Source organism: Chryseobacterium sp. C39-AII1 (assembly GCF_039672645.1).
In the GTDB taxonomy this organism is placed as follows: domain Bacteria; phylum Bacteroidota; class Bacteroidia; order Flavobacteriales; family Weeksellaceae; genus Chryseobacterium.
The window spans coordinates 224,476-244,190 of record NZ_JBDFPQ010000005.1; the positions used below are offsets into that span (position 1 = coordinate 224,476).

General features: G+C 35.9%; 22 protein-coding genes and 1 pseudogene. 14 read left to right on the forward strand and 9 right to left on the reverse strand.

Annotated elements, in window-relative coordinates:
• Nucleotides 1-124 precede the first annotated feature (124 nt).
• Entirely contained in the window at nucleotides 125-490 is a 366-nt protein-coding gene (locus ABEG63_RS10655) for a helix-turn-helix domain-containing protein (protein ID WP_346584640.1), read from the reverse strand.
• A 105-nt stretch (nucleotides 491-595) separates the two neighbouring features.
• Between ABEG63_RS10655 and ABEG63_RS10660 the strand changes: the two genes are divergently transcribed.
• The 4 genes from ABEG63_RS10660 to ABEG63_RS10675 all read left to right on the forward strand — a co-directional run bounded on the left by ABEG63_RS10660 (nucleotide 596) and on the right by ABEG63_RS10675 (nucleotide 4,867).
• The gene (locus ABEG63_RS10660; protein ID WP_346584641.1) at nucleotides 596-1,225 is read left to right on the forward strand and encodes a nitroreductase family protein; all 630 of its coding nucleotides are present in this window, start codon (nucleotides 596-598) and stop codon (nucleotides 1,223-1,225) included.
• Nucleotides 1,226-1,755: 530 nt separating this feature from the next.
• Entirely contained in the window at nucleotides 1,756-2,577 is an 822-nt protein-coding gene (locus ABEG63_RS10665; protein ID WP_346584642.1) for an SDR family NAD(P)-dependent oxidoreductase, read from the forward strand.
• 97 nt (nucleotides 2,578-2,674) lie between these two features.
• The gene (locus ABEG63_RS10670; RefSeq protein WP_346584644.1) at nucleotides 2,675-3,901 is read left to right on the forward strand and encodes an MFS transporter; all 1,227 of its coding nucleotides are present in this window, start codon (nucleotides 2,675-2,677) and stop codon (nucleotides 3,899-3,901) included.
• Between the two features lie 57 nt (nucleotides 3,902-3,958).
• The gene (locus ABEG63_RS10675) at nucleotides 3,959-4,867 is read left to right on the forward strand and encodes an AraC family transcriptional regulator (protein ID WP_346584645.1); all 909 of its coding nucleotides are present in this window, start codon (nucleotides 3,959-3,961) and stop codon (nucleotides 4,865-4,867) included.
• 12 nt (nucleotides 4,868-4,879) lie between these two features.
• On the opposite strand, the gene ABEG63_RS10680 is transcribed toward ABEG63_RS10675, so the two are convergent.
• Entirely contained in the window at nucleotides 4,880-5,797 is a 918-nt protein-coding gene (locus tag ABEG63_RS10680) for a helix-turn-helix domain-containing protein (protein WP_346584647.1), read from the reverse strand.
• A gap of 36 nt (nucleotides 5,798-5,833) precedes the next feature.
• The gene (locus ABEG63_RS10685; protein ID WP_346584649.1) at nucleotides 5,834-6,637 is read right to left on the reverse strand and encodes an SDR family oxidoreductase; all 804 of its coding nucleotides are present in this window, start codon (nucleotides 6,635-6,637) and stop codon (nucleotides 5,834-5,836) included.
• A 212-nt stretch (nucleotides 6,638-6,849) separates the two neighbouring features.
• Here ABEG63_RS10685 and ABEG63_RS10690 point away from each other — a divergent pair, with 212 nt between their 5' ends.
• From ABEG63_RS10690 to ABEG63_RS10730, 9 genes are all read left to right on the forward strand, one after another.
• Complete coding sequence (locus tag ABEG63_RS10690; RefSeq protein WP_346584650.1) at nucleotides 6,850-7,584, forward strand: hypothetical protein; 735 nt, start codon at nucleotides 6,850-6,852, stop codon at nucleotides 7,582-7,584.
• 33 nt (nucleotides 7,585-7,617) lie between these two features.
• The gene (locus tag ABEG63_RS10695) at nucleotides 7,618-8,157 is read left to right on the forward strand and encodes a carboxymuconolactone decarboxylase family protein (RefSeq protein ID WP_346584652.1); all 540 of its coding nucleotides are present in this window, start codon (nucleotides 7,618-7,620) and stop codon (nucleotides 8,155-8,157) included.
• A 188-nt stretch (nucleotides 8,158-8,345) separates the two neighbouring features.
• On the forward strand, nucleotides 8,346-9,170 hold the full coding sequence (locus ABEG63_RS10700) for an SDR family NAD(P)-dependent oxidoreductase (RefSeq protein WP_346584654.1): 825 nt from the start codon (nucleotides 8,346-8,348) through the stop codon (nucleotides 9,168-9,170).
• A 134-nt stretch (nucleotides 9,171-9,304) separates the two neighbouring features.
• A complete protein-coding gene (locus ABEG63_RS10705) occupies nucleotides 9,305-10,138 on the forward strand; it encodes an alpha/beta hydrolase (RefSeq protein ID WP_346584656.1) in 834 nt (277 codons plus the stop codon).
• A 57-nt stretch (nucleotides 10,139-10,195) separates the two neighbouring features.
• The gene (locus tag ABEG63_RS10710) at nucleotides 10,196-11,086 is read left to right on the forward strand and encodes a helix-turn-helix transcriptional regulator (protein WP_346584657.1); all 891 of its coding nucleotides are present in this window, start codon (nucleotides 10,196-10,198) and stop codon (nucleotides 11,084-11,086) included.
• 165 nt (nucleotides 11,087-11,251) lie between these two features.
• Entirely contained in the window at nucleotides 11,252-12,325 is a 1,074-nt protein-coding gene (locus ABEG63_RS10715; RefSeq protein ID WP_346584659.1) for an L-dopachrome tautomerase-related protein, read from the forward strand.
• Between the two features lie 252 nt (nucleotides 12,326-12,577).
• Nucleotides 12,578-13,513 (forward strand): NADP-dependent oxidoreductase, encoded by a 936-nt coding sequence (locus ABEG63_RS10720; RefSeq protein ID WP_346584661.1) that lies wholly within the window; start codon nucleotides 12,578-12,580, stop codon nucleotides 13,511-13,513.
• Nucleotides 13,514-13,537: 24 nt separating this feature from the next.
• Nucleotides 13,538-14,668 carry an L-dopachrome tautomerase-related protein gene (locus ABEG63_RS10725; RefSeq protein ID WP_346584663.1) on the forward strand — a complete coding sequence of 377 codons (1,131 nt, stop codon included), beginning with the start codon at nucleotides 13,538-13,540 and terminating at the stop codon, nucleotides 14,666-14,668.
• Between the two features lie 42 nt (nucleotides 14,669-14,710).
• Nucleotides 14,711-14,935 carry a TRIC cation channel family protein gene (locus ABEG63_RS10730; RefSeq protein WP_346584664.1) on the forward strand — a complete coding sequence of 75 codons (225 nt, stop codon included), beginning with the start codon at nucleotides 14,711-14,713 and terminating at the stop codon, nucleotides 14,933-14,935.
• A 42-nt stretch (nucleotides 14,936-14,977) separates the two neighbouring features.
• On the opposite strand, the gene ABEG63_RS10735 is transcribed toward ABEG63_RS10730, so the two are convergent.
• From ABEG63_RS10735 to ABEG63_RS10750, 4 genes and pseudogenes are all read right to left on the reverse strand, one after another.
• Complete coding sequence (locus ABEG63_RS10735) at nucleotides 14,978-15,526, reverse strand: alpha/beta hydrolase-fold protein (RefSeq protein WP_346584665.1); 549 nt, start codon at nucleotides 15,524-15,526, stop codon at nucleotides 14,978-14,980.
• On the reverse strand, nucleotides 15,523-15,765 hold the full coding sequence (locus ABEG63_RS10740; protein WP_346584667.1) for a hypothetical protein: 243 nt from the start codon (nucleotides 15,763-15,765) through the stop codon (nucleotides 15,523-15,525). Before ABEG63_RS10740 ends, ABEG63_RS10735 begins: the two co-directional genes overlap by 4 nt.
• Nucleotides 15,766-15,990: 225 nt before the next feature.
• Nucleotides 15,991-16,790, reverse strand: a pseudogene (locus ABEG63_RS10745) (NmrA family NAD(P)-binding protein).
• The gene (locus ABEG63_RS10750; RefSeq protein WP_346584669.1) at nucleotides 16,762-17,118 is read right to left on the reverse strand and encodes a helix-turn-helix domain-containing protein; all 357 of its coding nucleotides are present in this window, start codon (nucleotides 17,116-17,118) and stop codon (nucleotides 16,762-16,764) included. The pseudogene ABEG63_RS10745 and the gene ABEG63_RS10750 overlap by 29 nt, the downstream one beginning before the upstream one ends.
• A gap of 79 nt (nucleotides 17,119-17,197) precedes the next feature.
• Here ABEG63_RS10750 and ABEG63_RS10755 point away from each other — a divergent pair, with 79 nt between their 5' ends.
• Nucleotides 17,198-17,554 (forward strand): hypothetical protein, encoded by a 357-nt coding sequence (locus ABEG63_RS10755; protein ID WP_346584671.1) that lies wholly within the window; start codon nucleotides 17,198-17,200, stop codon nucleotides 17,552-17,554.
• Between the two features lie 180 nt (nucleotides 17,555-17,734).
• Here ABEG63_RS10755 and ABEG63_RS10760 read toward each other — a convergent pair whose 3' ends face one another.
• The gene (locus tag ABEG63_RS10760) at nucleotides 17,735-18,703 is read right to left on the reverse strand and encodes an alpha/beta hydrolase (RefSeq protein ID WP_346584673.1); all 969 of its coding nucleotides are present in this window, start codon (nucleotides 18,701-18,703) and stop codon (nucleotides 17,735-17,737) included.
• 615 nt (nucleotides 18,704-19,318) lie between these two features.
• Nucleotides 19,319-19,705: a tautomerase family protein gene (locus tag ABEG63_RS10765; RefSeq protein ID WP_346584675.1), complete on the reverse strand. Its 387-nt coding sequence runs from the start codon at nucleotides 19,703-19,705 to the stop codon at nucleotides 19,319-19,321.
• Between the last annotated feature and the right edge of the window lie 10 nt (nucleotides 19,706-19,715).

The following is a 19,715-nucleotide window of genomic DNA, read 5'->3' on the forward strand; positions in this document are numbered from 1 at the left end:
AACATATTGAAATTAAATTGGGAGATTCAAATTTTGTTGCCATGACCATTTTACATCAATTTGAGAGAGAGAAAAAAAGTATTTAGAACATCAACGTTTATAAAAATTATTTTACACTTCCTTGTTAAATTTTATTATTCATTCCGGATATGATCCTTTTTCTATGTATAAATCCCCAGTCTGCTATAGTATTGGTGAGCTGTTTAAGCGATTTTCCGTATTCTGTAATTTGATATTCTACAGCTACAGGTGCCGTATTCAATACATTGCGTTCAATTAATTCATTGATCTCTAAATCTTTTAATTCACGACTGAGCATCTTGCCGGAAATTCCCTTAACCTCTTTCAGAAGCTCAGAATACCGCATAGGTTTATAGCACAAGCAAGCAATAATGGACATTTTCCACTTTCCATTTAAAATTTCCATTGTATCACTGATTGCCATTATTTTTTGACTGCAATCCTTAACTAAATCAAATTCTTGTTCCATACCATTCACTTGGTTACTCGTTTGTCACTATAACTTTTTGTCACTTGGTTACAAATATACACATTGAACGCATAACTTTGTTCCTCTAATTTAAAATAATAAAAAATGGATCTAATCAAAAATTTACAATGGCGTTATGCAGTCAAGAAATACTCAGATGAATCAGTAAACGAAGATAAAATTGATCAAATTATTGAAGCCATTAATCTAAGCGCCTCTTCTTGTGGGATACAGCCCTATCGGTTGTTTGTAATTACCAATCCTGAAATAAGACAGAGATTGGGAGAAGGTTCATTCAATGCGCAAATCCACGCTTCTTCCCATTTACTGGTTTTTGCAGGGTTCAATAAAATCACTAATGATTACATTACTGACTATGTTGAGATGATGGAACAGCAACGAGATATGGAAAACGGAGCGTTGAATTTACTCAAGGACACTTTGATTGACTATTTCTCGACCCAGACACCAGAACAAAATGCAATCTGGTCAAGTAAACAGGCATACATTGGCTTGGGTACAGCCTTAATTGCTGCTGCAGAATTAAAAGTAGATTCCACGCCTATGGAAGGCTTTGATCCGAAATTGTTTGATGAGGTTTTAGGCTTGTCGGAAAAAGGGCTGCATGCATCGGTAATCTTGTCATTGGGCTATCGGGATTCTGACAATGATTATTTAGCATCGGTTCCAAAGGCTCGTTTGCCAATCAATGAATTTTCTACCAAAATAATTTGATGCGACTACATGTTTAAATTTTCATACTTCAAAAAATATTATTAATCTGTACAAAAGTATATTGTATGTATCAAAGACTTTATCAGATATATTTAAAATGTATAGTAATAATAAACAATTATTCAAAGTAATTAAAATGGCATCCGCTGTATTTAGTTGACGTCATTTATGCGTTTGTGAACCTTACATAACTCTTCAGCCAGCGATTAGCAGACATTGACGGTTGATCGCTAAGTCATAATTTATGGATACAATGCAAAATTTTTCAATTTAATTCTTCGCATGTGAAATAGACTACTGCGGGATAATTTGGCTTGGAAATACATAAAATTATATGTAAGCTTTATTTCATATTTGTGATTGAATTAATGGGGAGAATTTTTTTCCGATTTTACTTTAAAGTTTAAAACTAAAAAACATTCCGTAATTCTGTGCTATTCTTCCGCTGATTTGAGCTACAAGTTTGGCTTCGATGCGAGATAACTTTGTCCTATCAAAATTAAAAAACAAAACAATTAAAATTTTTAAAAATGGAAAAGACAATTTTTATCACAGGAGCATCAAGAGGATTTGGAAAACTTTGGACTGAGGCGTTCCTTAAAAGAGGCGACAAAGTAGCTGCAACATCCAGAAATATTGAAGCCTATAAAGATTTGGCAGAACAATATCCCGAAACTTTTCTCCCTATTTCTTTAGATATTACCAACAGAGAAGCAGTTTTTGAAGCGGTAAATAAAGCGAAGAATCACTTCGGAAATTTAGATGTTGTAATCAATAACGCCGGTTATGGAGTTTTTGGAGCGGTGGAAGAAGTGGGAGAAAAAGTGACCAAAGATGTTTTTGAAGCCAATGTTTTCGGGACACTTTGGGTAACACAGGCGGCTTTGCCAATTTTCAGAGCACAGGGAAGTGGACACGTGATTCAGCTGTCAAGTGTATTAGGTGTTTGGAGTTTGCCGACTTTGGGAATTTACAACGCTACCAAATTTGCAGTGGAAGGTTTCAGCGAAGCTTTGGCGACAGAAGTAAAACCTTTTGGAATAAATGTGACAATGATTGAACCTAATGGTTACACAACCGATTTCGGCGGAAGTTCAGCCGTTCACGGTGATACCATTCAAGCTTATGATGCTTTGAAATCAAGTTTGGGAGAAGCTGAAGGGTTATTACCGGAAGATTATGGAAAGCCGGAAGCAACGGTTCCTGCAATTTTGAAATTAATTGACAGTGAGAATCCACCCCTTCGTTTATTATTAGGAAAAGTAGGATTGAGAAAAACGGAAAGAGTGTACGCAGAAAAACTCCAGGTCTGGAACGACTGGAAAGAGGTTTCCGAAGCTGCGCACGGATAATTTCAAGTGTGAAAAATTAAGTAAATCCGACTTAAGATTGGATTTACTTTTTTGTTTAAAAATGTAAGGGTTTTTCCACATAAAATCAATTATCACGATGAAATTTCAAAATACAAAATATTTATACATCAGTACATTGCTGGCATTTATACTCATTCCGTTGGGTGGGTTGACAACGGATATTTACATTCCGTCACTTCCGGCAATGGCAGAAGATCTGAATGTTCCGGTCGAAAAAGTGCAGATTTCGTTGCTTTTATTTATGGTAAGTTCGGGATTCAGCCAGCTTTTTATCGGAAGTATCCTCGACAGTTTTGGAAGGTACAGAATCAATATTTTTGCGTTGATTACCTTTTCTTTGGCAAGTTTTATTATTGCTTTAGTTCCGGAAATTTATGTGATTTATTTAATGAGAATCGTTCAGGGAATCACGGTTTCATTAATTATTGTTGGGAAAAGAGCTTTTTTTGTTGACCTCTACAAAGGTGAAAAACTGAAACACTACACCAGTCTTTTTTCGATTGTCTGGGCGACTGCACCTATTGTTGCGCCGTTTATCGGAGGTTACTTGCAGGTGCTTTTCGGATGGCGGTCTAACTTTTATCTTTTGGGAATTCTTACCGTTATTATTTTATTTTTTGAACTTCGGTTTACAGGAGAATCTCTACAGAATTTTCAGGTATTTAAAAGAAAAGAAATCGCAGCAGTTTACAGGAAAATGTTGGGAACGCCTGATTTTTATTTGGGATTAATCATTATTGGTTTAAGTTATTCACTTCTGGTAATTTATGGAATGGTAAGCCCGTTTATTATCGAAAAAATATACGGATTTTCACCTGTCGTTACAGGATACAGTTCGTTGGCTTCCGGAATTGCTTTGATGAGTGGCGGAATTATTTCTAAATTAATGATTAAAAAAGGACTTTTCGCAAAAATAAATGCTGCGATTATTTTACAGCTAATCATCGTTTTTATAATGTTTGCAGTCACTTCAAAGTATGACGGGTTGGTGTTTTTACTGGGATTCACTTTATCACTACATCTTTTATCGGGTTTCATTTTCAACAATGTTTATGCATACAGTTTGCAGAGATTCACGACAAATGCAGGTATTGCTAGTGGTTTGACGGGCGGTGGTGTGTATGTTGTAAGCTCAGTTGCTGGTTACGGATTAATCAATGTATTTGAAATTAAAGATATTCAGACATTTGCAATGGTTAATTTTATTATTGTGGTAACATTGTTTATAGTTATTTTACTGTTTAGAAAAGCAATTGTCAGCAATACAGATATTCCTTCTCATCTTATAAAATCCAAGATATAAAAGCTCCTTTTTATTTACTAAATTTGATTATAGTTAAAACTTCTAACCCCAATAAATATGGAAAAAATCAATCACTATAAAAGCATCACTGAACTTCACGAGAAAAGCGGTTTCGAGCCTCCGAAAAATCCTCTTTTGAGTTTGATGACCTGTAAAGAACTGATGACATATTCTGTTGGTGAAGACCGTTTTACAGGAGATTTTTATATGATTGGTTTAAAGAAAATAAAATCCGGTTACGTGTTGTATGGAAAGACCAAATACGATCACAACAACGGTTCTGCGGTTTTTATGAAGCCCAGACAGATTATTGAGGTGCAAAATGTACAGTTTGCCGAAAAGGGTTTTGTAATGTTTTTTCACGAAGATTACCTGTCGGGACATCCGTTGAATGAACAGATCAAAAAATACGGCTATTTTGAATATGAAATCAATGAAGCGCTTCATATTTCGCCTTCGGAAGAAGTGATTATGTGGGAACTATATGAAAAGATCAGAAGAGAATATGAGGAAAACTCTGACGAATTCAGCAGGGAAATTATCCTTTCGCATATCGATTCAATTTTAAAATATTCCGACCGTTTTTACAAAAGACAGTTCATAGACCGAAGCCCGAATGTTTCAGGAAGTATGGTTAAAAAATTCCTAACGGTTCTGGATGATTATTTCAAAGCAAACAAACACAGTGAAGACGGTTTGCCAAGTGTCAATTTTATGGCTGGAGAACTTGCGGTTTCTCCCCGTTATCTTAGCGATATTCTGAAACAGGAGACGGGAAAAACAGCGTTGGAGCACGTTCATATTTATTTGATTAAAGAAGCTAAAAATCTGTTGTTAAGTTCAGAAAGTAATGTTGCAGGAATAGCCTACGATTTAGGTTTCGAAAGTCCGTCTTATTTTACCCGATTATTCAAAAAAGTGGTTGGCGTAACCCCTGTTCAGTATAAAAAGGAAGCGGTTAAGTAGTTTCAAATGTTTTTAATTCTGCTCAGGAAACAGCTTTCTGAAATGCAAAGGAGAAATTCCGACTTTGGTTTTAAAAATTTTGGTAAAGTGGGAGGGATGTTCAAATCCGAGTTCGTAAGCAATTTCGCTTACCGATTTTGTCGTTCCCAAGAGGATATTTTTTGCTTTGTCTACCAATTTCAGATGGATGTGTTCTATCGTTGTTTTACCTGTGAATTTACTGAGCAAATCTGATAAATAGTTAGAAGAAAGATTCAGTTTTTCGGCGAAATATTTTACTTCGGGAATCCCTTTTTCTATCAAATGGTCATCATTAAAATAATCATTAAGGAGACTTTCAAAACGTTGGGTTATATCGTTTCCTGTTTTGTTGCGGGTGAAAAACTGCCTGTCATAAAATCGGTCGGAGTAGTTCAAAAGCATTTCAATCTGGTTTAAAATCAATCCCTGCGTATGGCGGTCAATATTCTGGGAATATTCTTTTTTAATTCTTACAATCACTTCATCAAGCAAAACTTTTTCATCTTCCGAAATATGAAGTGCCTCATTGTTTTCGTATTGAAAAAAACTGTACTTCTGAATTTTTCTGCCTAAATCCGAACCGTAAATAAAATCAGGATGAAATGCCAGAAACCAACCTTCCTCAATCTCTGTATCCGCACTCGGACTCATCACCTGATTCGGAGCGGTAAACATCAAAGTTCCTTCCTGAAAATCATAGTTTGAACGGCCGTATTTTAAACTTCCTTTAAATTTTTTGTAAACAATCGTATACAAATCAAGGCTGTACAGATAGTCTGCGAAATTTTCGTCGGAACGGCTTATATTTTTCAGATCAATCACCGTAATCAAAGGATGTTTTGGACTTCCGTAATTGTAAAAAAGATGGAGGTCTGCAACAGACTTTATAGAAATAAAAGCTTCTGACATTTTTCTGATTTTAATTAAAGTTAAAATTTCTTGGGATTAATTCTGCATCAATCTCAGAAAATCTTCTTCAGAATTTTTGTTTTTCAAATCAATGTAAAACTGCGCATCTTCGCCAATCACATATCTTAATTTGGAAAGCCGGTCGGTTGCTGCGCCGAAAATAGTTTCTGCAACCTCTTCTGCGCTTGCTTTCGGAAGATGTTCTGTCCGTTTGGTGAATTTTGGTATAAATGCAGTCAATTCCGTATTGTATTCTTCAATCGTGTTTTGAATCATCTCGATTCCGCTTCTGAAATTGGTGGCAATACTTCCTGGTTCTATGATTTTTACATCAATTCCAAACGGAGAAACTTCAAAATGTAAAGCTTCAGAAAATCCTTCTACTGCAAATTTCGAGCTGTTGTATAAACTGGCAAACGGTCCCGCTGTAATTCCTCCGAATGAAGAAATATTAATGATAATTCCTTTTTTCTGAGTTCTCATTATCGGTAAAACGGCTTGGGTAACATTCATTAAACCAAAAACATTTACTTCAAACTGTTTCTGAATTTGTTCAGGATTTGAAGATTCGAAAACGCCCATCAATCCGTAGCCTGCGCTGTTTAATAAAACATCAATTGAGCCGAATGTTTCTGTTCCTTTTGTTATCGCTTCCTGAATTTGCTGTGGATTGGTGACATCCAGTTTTACCAATAGAACATTTTCAAGAAGATTCAGTTCTTTTTCGTTTTCCGGCGAACGCATTGCGGCGATGACATTCCATCCGTTTTGCTGAAATAATTTTGCGCTTGCTTTTCCCAATCCCGATGATGCACCGGTTATAAATACTGTATTTTTCATAATGAATTTGTTTTAAAATTTCTCAGACAAAGTTCCGATAAGCAAACACGAATTGCTTGTCGATTTTACGGAATGTCTTATACATTTCTACGATTTCGGTTGGGTAATTCTGTGCTATTCTTCCGCTGAAATGAACTACACTTTAGGCTTGAAGCAGATTTAACTTTGTATGAACAAAACGAAACAATTTAATAACACTTAAAAATTAAAAAATGGAAACTTCAACTCAAACATTGGTCAATAAAGTTTTAGCTGCTCACGGAATCAACAGTGTTGCGGAATTTCAGACGGTAAAGATTCATACTCAAATCGGTGGTGCGGTCTGGGGAATGAAAGGGCACGAAAACGCTTTAAGCGATGTACAGTTTGTCGGTTCTTTAAAAGAACAGAAAAGCTTATGGGAAAATATTTTTAAAGAAAATTATACGTCATCTTTTGAACCCGGAAAAGTTCAGTTATTTGATGAAAACGGACAGCTTATAGAATCTTTGGAAAACCCGAGAGAATCTTTTAAAGGCCATACGGTGGAAACGCCTTGGACGAAAGCTCAGCTTATTTATTTCTCCAGCTATGCAACCTGGAATTACGCAACGGCTCCTTTTAATTTTCTGGTTCCGGGAGTGGAAATCAATCATCTTGGATTTTGGAATGAAAACGGTGAAATATTAGACAGACTGGAAGTGATTTATCCCGATGGCTTCGCTACGCACAGCAAAAGACAGATCTTTTATTTTAATGAAGACGGACTTTTAAGACGTCACGACTATTGGCCAGAAGTGTTAGGAGGTTCTTCAGCGACTCAGATTATTGAAGATTATAAAGAATTTGAAGGCATAAAAACCGGAACAAAAAGAAATATTTATGTTCTGAATGATGGAGACAATTCTTACAACAAAGATTTTGTATTGGTTTCCATCGATATTCTGGATGTAAAATTTGAAAAATAAATTATAAAAAATAACATTAAAAATCATAAAAAAATGAAAACAATTTCAGTACCTGAAAAAGAACAGCTAAGTTTTGGTGCACAGAGCATTTTGGAATCTGTGGAGAAAAAAATGGGGAAAATTCCCAATTTGTATGTAACCATTGGTTATTCATCATCCGCTTTAAAATCGATGTTGGAAACCGAAGCTTCTCTGGCTCAAAATTCATCATTTACCGCAAAAGAAAGAGAAGCTATTAATCTTATCGTTTCGCAGGTCAACGAATGTGATTACTGTTTGGCGGCGCACACGACTTTAGCGAAAATGAGAGGCTTTACAGAAGAAGATACGCTGGATATCAGAAAAGGAAGTTTTTCAGAGGGAAAATTAGACGCTGCGATTAAGTTGGCTCAGTCTATTGCCAACAATAAAGGCAATGCAGGAAACGGAGCTTTGGAAAATTTCTTCAACGCCGGCTTTGATGAAAAAGCTTTGATTGAACTGACGGCTTTGGTCGCATTGAGAAGCTTTACCAACTATGTATTTGCCAACACTCAGATTCCTATTGATTTTCCTTTGGCACAGGCTATTTAAGAAGTGTTTTAATAATAAGTATTTAGTTTTAAGTGGAAGTCTTCCGGATGTATTTTCGGGAGGCTTTTTTATTGAAATATTTTTTCCAAAACGTATTTCTGTGCTATTTTTCAGCTGAAACGGACTACCTGATTTTTATTGTTGAAAGTAACTTTGCTTCATTCAATAACAGTAAAAAAATTAAAACAATGAGTAAAATAGTTTTTATCACAGGAGCATCAAAAGGATTCGGAAAATTATGGGCTGAAGCACTTTTAGAAAGAGGTGACAAAGTAGCGGCAACAGCAAGAAACGTTTCTGCATTACAGGATTTGAAAGATAAATATGGAGACCATATTCTCCCTTTGAAGCTGGATGTCAACAACCGTTCTGAAGTTTTTGAAGTAACGGAACAGGTGGAAAAACACTTCGGAAGAATTGATGTTTTGATCAATAATGCAGGTTTCGGCTTATTTGGAACGACGGAAGAAACGACGGAACAACAGGCGAGAGAACAGATGGAAACCAACTTTTTCGGTTCGCTTTGGGTAGCACAAGCCGTTTTACCGGTGATGAGAAAGCAAAAAAGCGGACATATTATTCAGATTTCCAGCTTTTTGGGATTAACGACTTTACCGCTTTTAGGATTGTATAACGCTTCAAAATTTGCAGTAGAAGGTTTAATTGAAACCATCGGTTCGGAAACGGCACATTTGGGAATCAAAACCACTTTAATTGAACCTAACGGATTTGCAACAGATTGGGCGGGAGCTTCAGCAGTTCAGACTTCTTCGGATATTGCAGATTACAATCCGGTGCGGGCGGCTTTTGCAGAAAGCGGAGAAAATCCGGATACCTGGGGAAAACCGGAAGCAACAGTAGAACCTGTTTTAAACCTTATCGACAACCAAAACCCTCCGCAAAGATTATTGTTTGGTAAAATTGCTTATCACGCTGTGAATGAGGTTTATACGAAAAGATTAAATGATATTCAAAACTGGAAAGAAGTGAGTATCGCGGCTCACGGTCATTAATTAAATTTAAATCCAAATCGGCGGGATAAATAATAACGTTTTTTCGTGCTAATGTTCCGCTGATTTGTGAAATTAATTTTAACCCAATATTCTCAACTTTGAATGAGTAAATAACAAACAAAATCTTAATACTTATGAAAACAACAGCTTTAAACGCAGAAACACAATTTGCAGAAATCAACAATAAAAAAATTGCTTACAGACAATTCGGAACCGGCGTTCCATTGTTCTTTGTCAACAGATTCAGGGGAATTATGGATACCTGGGACCCTTTATTTCTGGATTCATTGGCAGAAAAAAATACAGTCATTCTTTTTGATTATCCGGGAATCGGAAGTTCAGAAGGTGAGTTGCCTTTGGATATTGTAGAAGTGGCGAGTACGGTTCCGGCTTTGGCAGACCATTTGGGAATCGATAAGTTTAATGTGTTGGGTTGGTCTTATGGCGGATTGGTGGCGCAGGCTGTTACTTTTCAGAATCAGGAAAGAGTATTAAAAACTGTTTTAATCGGAACCAATCCTCCGGGAGAAAATGCAATCCCAATTGAGCAGGTATTTTTTGACCACGCTTTAAAGCCAATTAACGATCTGGAAGATGAATATTATCTGTTCTTTGAGCCCGCTTCCGAAAAAAGCAGACAGGCAGCCCAGGAATCTCACAACAGAATCGGGCAGAGATTAGAGCGTTCATTGATTCCTTCTACAATGGAGGTTTTCCAAAGATATATTGCGGGTTCGGGAACAATGAAAGAAGATAAACTGAACTTCAGAGAAGGCTATAAAACCCTGAAGTCTCCCGTTTTGGTTATTTCCGGGGACCACGACATCAGCTTTGCAACAGAAAACTGGTTTCCGCTACTGAAAAATGCACCTACAATGCAGCATATTATTTTGAATGATGCGGGACACGGTCCTCAGCATCAATATCCGGAGCTTACGGCAGGATACATCAACCTTTTTTTAGGATAGTATAATTTCTGTTTTTAGTTTCGGTAAAATTAATTTAACTTAGATAAAATTAAACCGATGCAACATTACAAAACCCTTACCGAATTACATTTGGGTAATCATTGGGACGCTCCGGAACATCCGCTTTTCAGTATGATTGGCTGCCAGTCGGAGTGCAAATTGGGGAACAGAGAGTTTACCACAGATTGTTATGTGATAGCTTTCAAGAAAATAAAATCAGGGATTTTTATGTACGGCCGCACACCGTATGACCACGACAACGGCTGTCTGTTTTTTGCGAAACCAAGACAGATTATCGAGATGAAAAATCTTGAGTTTGAAGAAAAAGGCTATATGTTGTTGATTCACGAAGATTACCTGAATGGCCACGAGCTTTTTAAAGAAATTGAAAAATACAGTTTCTTCGATTATGAAGTGACGGAAGCTTTGCATCTTTCGCCAAAAGAAGAGCAGATTATCCTGGAACTTCACTCAAAAATTCAGGGAGAATATTTTAATAATCCCGATGAATACAGCCGTGAGATTATTTTAAGTCATATTTCATCGATTCTAAAATATGCGCAGCGATATTACAAAAGACAGTTTATCGACAGAGCGCAGGTGACCGGAAAGACGGCTTCAAAATTCAATGATGCCTTGAGAAAATACATCAGCGAAGGTTTGCTGGAAAAAAACGGACTTCCGAATGTTGCATTTTTAGCCGACCAGCTTTTTGTTTCGCCAAGATATCTGAGTGATTTATTAAAGCAGGAAACAGGAAAAACCGCAATGGAGCTCATTCATATTTTTATGATTTCCGAAGCGAAAAATCTGTTGAGATTAGGTGAAAAAGGCGTCGCTGAAATCGCCTACGAATTAGGATTTGAAAATGCATCTTATTTTACAAGATTATTCAAAAAACAGACGGGAATGAAACCTTTGGAATTCAGGAAGTCGCAGATGAATTAAAAGTTCAAATAATCATATTTTAGAAAAGACTGTTTCAGAAAATGGAGCGGTCTTTTTTTATTTCTGTACTGTAAATCTGTGCTATTCTTCCCCCGAAATGTATTATTTATTCAGCCGGAATGCTTCTACCTTTGACTTATCAAAATCATCGAAAATCAATTTAAAATGAAAACTAAATTCAACCTTATTTCCTTATTTCTTTTCTTCGGATTAGCGAATGCACAACTCGAAAAAGTAGCAATATCAGATATTGTCTGGAATGGTGTTACAACAAGTTCGGATGGAAGAATCTTCGTTAATTTCCCAAGAATCGAGGGCGACAAAGGAATGAAAATAGGGGAGATTCTTAAAAACGGAAAAATCATTCCCTATCCAAATGAAGACTGGAACAATTGGGAATCGGGAGCAGACGTAAATGAGAAGTTTGTAAGAACCAATTCACTGAGAATCGGACCGGACGGTTTGCTTTGGATTGTCGATACGGGAACGCCTTCGATGGGACAAAATCCATTATCAGGAAATGCTTTGAAACTGGTTTCTATCAATACTAAAACCAATACAGTTCAGCAGATTATTCCGCTTTCAGGAATTGCAAAACCTTCGACTTTTATTGATGATCTCAGAATTTCGGGAAACACCATTTACCTGACGGATGCGGGCGAAGCGGCTTTAATTATTTTAGATAAAACAACAGGAAAAGGCAGACGTGTTTTAGAAAATCATCCTTCAACCACCGATAATTTACCCATAAAAGCAGAAGGAAAAATTATGAAAGATGAAAAAGGAAATGAAGTGAGAATCCACGCAGACCAATTGGAGATTTCTCCCGATGGCAAATGGCTGTATTTCCAGCCAGCAAGCGGTCCGCTTTGGAGAGTGGAAACGCAATATCTGAGCGATGAAAATATATCTGAAAAAGATTTGGCTTCCAAAGTGGAATTGTTCTATAAAACCCCATCAACAGGAGGAACAGCCATCGATGCAGACGGAAATATTTATGTAAGCGATGTGAACAAAAGTGAAATCATCAAAATATCACCTGACGGAAAAGAAAGTCTGGTGATTAAAGACAAAAGATTGCTTTGGGCAGACGCATTATGGATCGATGACGATGGATACCTATGGATTCCGACTGGTCAGTTGAACCGTTTGGCAGCATTTCAGAACGGAAAAAGTATAGTGAAATTTCCGGTGGTGATTTATAAACTGAAAATCAATCCGAAACCAATAAGAAATTAACTCATTTTAAATTTAACCACAAAAGATACAAAAGTTAATTTCATAGCTGATATTAGATAATATAAGCTCTCAAAAGAATAAAAATCAAAGATTTTTAAAGGCTTATGTGTTCTATTTTTCATCTCATAAAATAAGCTTTTAATATATCATCCAAATCTTTTGTGTCTTTTGTGGTTAAATAAAAGTTTAGTCAGGCTCTATCATTAAATTCAAAATAATCAAAAATAAATAACATTAAAAAATACCAACATTATGAAAGCAATTGTATTAAAAGAAGCCGGAAGCGTAGAAAATTTAGAATACGTAGAATTGGCAAAACCAACCATTAACGAAGGCGAAGTATTAATAAAAGTAAAAGCCATCAGCATCAATCCGGTAGATGTGAAAAGCCGTGCCGGAAAAGGCGTTTACGGAAGAATCAAAACAGAAAATCCCTTGATTTTGGGTTGGGATATTTCAGGAATTGTAGAAGAAACTAAAAGTTCAGATTTTAAAGTGGGCGATGAGGTTTTCGGAATGGTTAACTTCCCCGGACACGGAAAAGCATACGCAGAATATGTTGCAGCTCCGGCTAATCAGCTGGCTTTAAAACCAAAAAATATCTCTTTTGAAGACGCTGCAGCTTCCACTTTGGTTGCGCTTACGGCGTATCAGGCTTTGGTTCACAATGCGAATATTCTGGAAGGGCAAAACGTTTTGGTTCACGCAGCTTCGGGTGGAGTTGGGCATATCGCGGTACAGATTGCCAAACATTTGGGAGCGAAAGTAACGGGAACTTCTTCCGCAAAAAATAAAGATTTTGTCTTGAGTCTAGGAGCAGATTCACATATCGATTATCACGGTTTCGACTGGAAATCTGCGGGCAGAACTTTTGATTTTGTGTTGGATACGATTGGCGGAGACAATATCGATCATTCCCTTGAAGTGACGAAAGAAGGCGGTTCCATCATCAGTATTCCGACAGGTTTGAATGAGCAGGTGACATCAAAAGCAGAATCTAAAGGCGTAAAAGGGTATTTCATTCTCGTGCAATCCAGCGGTGAAGATATGAAACAGATTGCTTCTTTAATGGAAAGTGGTGCTGTAAAACCTCACGTTTCAAAAATATTTCCTTTCGAACAAATGAGAGAAGCACATCTGGAGCAGGAAACAGGCAGAACAGTTGGTAAAATCGTGGTGACTTTGTAAAATCTATCTTTTAAAATTATCAAAATGAACTTAAAAAATATTGCAGTATTGGCAATGGCATTGGTGTCATTAGCCTCTTGTAAAGAGTCTTGCAAACAGCCGAAACAAGTGGCTAATAGCGAAGTTTCTACCGAAAAAAATGCACAGTTAGAAGAGGTTTTCTCTGACAGCAAGTATCAGTTAACAGGTGTTGCCGTGGCAAAAGATAACAGGGTCTTTGTGAATTATCCTTATTGGCTGGACACCCATTCTTATTCCGTGGTTGAGGTGAAAGATGGGAAACCGATTCCTTATCCTGATGCAGAATGGAATAGTTTCAAAAAAGGCGAAGATGGACAAAACAAATTTGTGACCGTACAGTCTGTAGTTACCGATGACAAAGGATTTCTTTGGGTAGTAGATGCAGCAGGAATCGGACTTGGAAAAGTCTATCAACACAGCAGTAAAGTAGTTAAAATCAATTTAGCCAACAACAAAATTGAGAAAATCTACAGATTTCCTGAAAATGTGGTAAACGAAGATGTTTATATCAATGATATCCGCATAGATAATGAAAACGGTTTTGCCTATTTAAGCAATTCAAATACAGGTGGAATCGTAGTTTTGAATATTAATACCGGCGAATCAAGATTGGTTTTAGCCAATTCTCCTTCTGTTAAATCTGATCCGAATTATCATTTTTCTCCATTGGGAACTGAACTTAAAAAAGGTGACGGCTCTTTGCTGAAAGTAAATTCAGATGGTATTGCGCTGACTCCGGATAATCAATATGTTTACTACAAATCTCTAACAGATAATCGTTTGTACAGAATTAAAACCGATTTGTTGAGAGATTTTAAGACAACCGATGCTGTTTTAAACAAGAGTGTAGAAGATTTAGGAAAATTTATCACAACAGACGGGATGATTTTCGATAAAAAAGGAAACCTGTATTTGGGAGATTTGGAGAAAAATTCAATTGTGAAAATTACTCCGGATTTGAAAATGCAGACGATTGTAAAGGACGATGAAAAACTGATCTGGCCTGACAGTTACAGTATTTCTGATGATGGATATTTATACATTTCCAATTCTCAGATTCAGCTGATGCCTTGGTTTCACGACGGAAAAGAGAAGTTTAAAAAGCCTTTTAAGGTGTTTAGAATTAAAATTTAAATCTCAATCAAATCAATTATAAAAATGAAGAATCTATTATTAATGAGAGTTATAAGAGATATGATGACCAATGAGATTCCTATTATATTTCATAAAGAAATATATGCAACAGCATGTTTTTTTGGAGCCCTGTTGTACTTAGTATTAAATAATTTCGGAATAGACCATGACTGGAATCTTGTTCTTTCAGGAAGTTTAATTGTAATTAACAGATGTTTAGCTGTTTATTTCAATTGGAGCCTGCCCAAGTTTAGAGTTGCCAAATAGCTTCTAACCGATTTTAAACAATAGAATACTGATTTAAGTATTCTATTGCTTTTGCAGGTGTTGTTGGAAATATATGAAATGATGTTCGATAGATTTACTCCAATAATCTGTCTGATGGTTTCCCGGCTGGCTAATAAAAGTAGTCGGAATTTTTAGTTCATCTGTCAGTTTTTTTAAATTGTCAGAATTTTTATACAGTATATCTTCAGTGCCACAATCAAAAATAAATGGTTTTTGGAATTTTTTGTTTTGTTTCAGTAATGTTGAAATACTGTATCTACTCCAATCCAGTCTATTGGGATCTCCAATATTTTTAATTAAATCATCCGACATTCTGTTCGATTTCCAAAATTGCTGGCTGATTCTCTGAAAAGAAATAAAATCGATTTCTAATGCACCACTTGTAGAACCTCCGGTATTAAAATAATCCGGATGCATAATTAAATAGCGCAGGGCTCCATATCCTCCCATACTTAGACCGCTTATAAAAATATTACGATAGTCTATTTTAAAAGACTTATGAACTTTTGGAACAAGCTCTTTAAAGAAAAAGTTTTCATAATGAGAGGCTTTATCAAATGGGCTGTTCAAGTAATAGGAAGTAAATCCATCAGGTGTAATAATAATAAATCATATTGGTCCGACAACTTTTGTAAATCCGTAGTTTGAGACCATTGCTTATAATTTTCACTATAGCCATGAAGCAAATATACCAAAGGATATAATTTATTTTCGGTATATGTTTTTGGTTTGAAAATCAAAATAGTGTCAGGTTCGGATAAAAATTTGGATTCTAAAGTCCATTTCTGTTGTGCACATAATGAAGTCATAAAATTCAATAATATCAGCAGTATTAATTTTTTTTTGTCCATACTTTTTAGGTTTGCACAAAATTCTGAAGACATTTAAAAGTTTACAATAACTAACAAAATTGTGAGTCATTCCAAAATTACTGCAGGAAGCTTAATAACAGATCTATTGTTGACAGCTATTTGTTACTTTAAGAAAATTTTGTTGTAATTGGACTTTAATGAAATGTATTGAAAAGCTGATATCTAATATGAAATCTTTTCGCCTTTCCAAGAAATATTAAGAAGAAACTGTTCCCAAGTTAAAGCATTTGGATCTATTTTTCGACTCCATTCCCAATCACGGTCTTTACTGAAATAACCATATTCCACCGCATATTTTGCCATGTCCAGAATTTCATTAGCTAAATCATTGTTAGAACTCAATTCCGGAAAATGATCAATCATTTCTTGATGATTATAGGTTGAGCTGTATACTGCTTTTTTTCCTGTGATTTTTACAAATGTCTCAACTATTTCCTGAGGGGAAATAATTTCTCCGATTACAGGCAATGATTGTGCTATATATTTTTCAGGATTTGAAAAAATTTCTAAAACAGCTGGTCCGGTCGCTGTTAAAGGATCAACGAAAGGTGCACGAAAATCCTTCGGCAAGTAAATCGGAAAAACAGTGTATTTTCTTTTATCATTGGAGTGTAAAATTCTAACAGGTTGGTAAAGAAGAAAGACATAAGTATGAATGAACTTTTAATCGGCAGTGTTCGAATATATGTTTCCACTTTGGCTTTATTGGTAAAGTGTGGTGCGCATAATCTTCCTTCTGTGATTTCCTCCACATTCTCCAGACTACTGAAAATTATATGTTTAACACCCGCTTCAACAGCAGCATCTGCCAATTCGTTTCCTAATTCAAACTCGTGATTGGCAGGAGGAGTAATATTGGGTGTTACTATGAAAACACCATCAGATTCACGAAATGCTTTTACAAAATCATCTTTGTGTCCGATAGTCTTTATTTTAACCCTCCCAATTTCGAGTCCAGGTATTTAATACTTCTGCTATGGATAGAAGTTCAGCCCCTTTTTTTGTGACAGAATAAACAATTTGTACTGGTATAGTGTTTTCAATAGGTCTTTTGATAATTAGGTCTTTTTTAACAAGGTCATCAATTCTTGATGCCAGCATATGTTCAGATACACCAGGAACTTTTTTTAAAAGAGCTGAAAACTGGTTATGACCCAATGAGACTTCGTATAGTATTGCCATGAGCCATCGTCTTCCGAGAAAACTGAAAGTATCATTCACACTACAGCTGGCTGTTAGATTTTTTTTATTTTCTTGATTTGTAGAGCTTTCTTTTGTATAATTTTTCATAAGTAACTAATAAAAAAATGAGTTATTGTAAATGAGATGTCTCCGATATACATTTGTAACAAAGTTAAATAAATAGAAAATGGAAATAATAACACTAGCAATGCCAATAGTTACAGATAACTTTGAGGGCACAGTAGATTTTTATAAAAAAATTACAGGTAAAGAGGTCAGCGTGTCCGCTTCGCATGATGGGTACCAATTAAAAATGGTTGATCGTTTTGTTATTTTGGGAGCAGTTGATGGTCCAGAAGCTTTGGAGATACCCAGTTTGGTAGATGCAATTTTTGTTGTGGATGATCTCGATGCATACTGGAGAATACTTGAAAAAGAGTCAAAAAAGATCATTATACCTGTCAATAGAGTCAGTACTGGTATCCGTTTCATTGTTGAACAAAATGATGGAAAAGTAGTTGAGTATCTTCAGCTTAATAAATAATAAAAATTTATCGTTAAACTCTAATTTATTTTTTTAGGATATTTTAGAGATTTGGTTAATGGTATAATTGTGGAGTTTTTAATTAACTTCGTAGATTATTAATACTATATAAAGAAATGTATTACTAATAATTGGTCCTTTAGTAATAGCTATTGACAGTGTGCTGCAAATGAAGATGAATTAATCTTCATTATTAATCCGTTTTATGAAAGTTCTCATTAAGCTGATAACTTCGTTTTTTGTTTCATCCAAAATAAAGTGACCACCGTCAACGATGTGCACTTCTGCAGAGGGAACATCTTCTTTATACTTCCATGCTCCAGCAACAGTAAATGAGGGATCATATTTTCCCCAGATCACAAGCATCTTTGGCTGATTCTTTTTCAGCCATTTTTGCCATTCGGGATACAATTTCACATTACTTTGATAATCGTGAAAAAGGTTCAGCTGAATATCTGCCATTCCTGGTTTATTAAGAAACAGATATTCATCAGTATATGAATCCGGGTCTATTTTTTCGGGTGTTGGTGTATTTCCAATGTGCCTTTGTTTGGTGGCTTCGAAACTGATAAAGTTTTTCTTTACAGCATCATAGTACTTTTCCTTATCATTCCAAAAAGCCTTCCTTGTTTCCCATAAAGGAGAGAGTCCCTCAATGTGAGAAACCGCATTTTGTACGATAATGGCTTGTATCTTATCAGGATTTTTCTCCGCAATTCGCATTCCTATCGGACCTCCATAATCCTGCTGAACCAAAACAAATTTCCTGAGGGAAAGTTTATCAATCAAACGATCAACATAGTGAGCAAGATTATCGAAGGTATATGTGAATTGATGATGGTCAGGTTGACTGCTATGACCAAAACCAATGTAGTCTGGTGCTACAACATAGTAATTATCTGACAGCCCTTCAAGCATAGGCTGCCACATACGAGAGGAAGACGGAAAACCGTGTAATAGTAGCAGGGTCGGGTTTTTAGGATCACCGGCTGCACGGTAAAAGACTGTCTGTCCATCAATTTCAACAGTGTGATACAAAACTTCAGCAGACTTAATTTTTTTTTCAGTTTTAGCTTTCATAGATTGCTGTGCTTTTACGTTGCTTAATACCAAAGTGAGTAAAAAAAAGCAAAGAACAATTTTCTTCATTTAAATTTAATATTTATTTTCTCATTATTAGAAAAACACCTGTCATCATTAGTATTAGTCCTACTAGGCGCTGTGGATGAATAGTTTTTACCTCGGCATTAAACAGTCCATAATGATCAATTAACACTGCACATAATATCTGTCCTGTTACAATAAGGCCTATTGAAGTTCCTACACCCAATTTCTGTGTTAAGATCGTTATCATGATGACATAAAAAGCTATAATGAATCCACCTGAATACCCGCTAGGATGGCAGACAGTAACTGTTGAGATGAAGGGAACGCTGTTCTGCTTAGTAAAAAAAGATCAGCATGCCGGCAAAACACACTGTAAATATAATCAGTGCAGTTATAAAAGGATGACCGACACTCTTAGTGAATGCGGAATTTGTAGCCGCCTGCACAGGAATAAGAGTACCTGTGAATAAAGCTAGCATTAAATAGGCAATTTAATTTTTCATACAACAGTTTTTCAATTCATTGGTAAAACTTTTAAAATTTACCAGTTCCAGTCATCTGACCTTCAAAATCTCCAATTAAATGGAATGTCGTTGATGTGACAGACCAGTATCTATTAGATCCAATCAACTTAATGATTATATTACAAAGGCTTTTTCACAGCTCACCTGTTAGAAACTGCGCGCGTCCCAAACCAAATGACCAGTCTTCCTTTGTATTTTCACTCAGTGAAATAATAAGATCCGTGGGAGAGATACCAATCTCCTCAAGTTTTTGGCTCATTACGGCATACATTTTCCCCTTTTGTTCTCGATTACGACCCTGATGGGTAATCTGAAGAATTACTATTTTATCAGAACGTTGGAAACCAAGTCCTGTGTCCAAGGCTTTTATAAGTCCTTTTTTATGCTCGTGAATAATCTGGTACCGATCCAGTTCTGGAGCTTCAAAAGTTTCTATCAGAACTTTTTGCACTGTGTCTGCAAGGAGGGTCAGTTCCTTATCGGTTCGTCCCTCAATAACATCAATTCTTACTAATGGCATTATTCTTTAT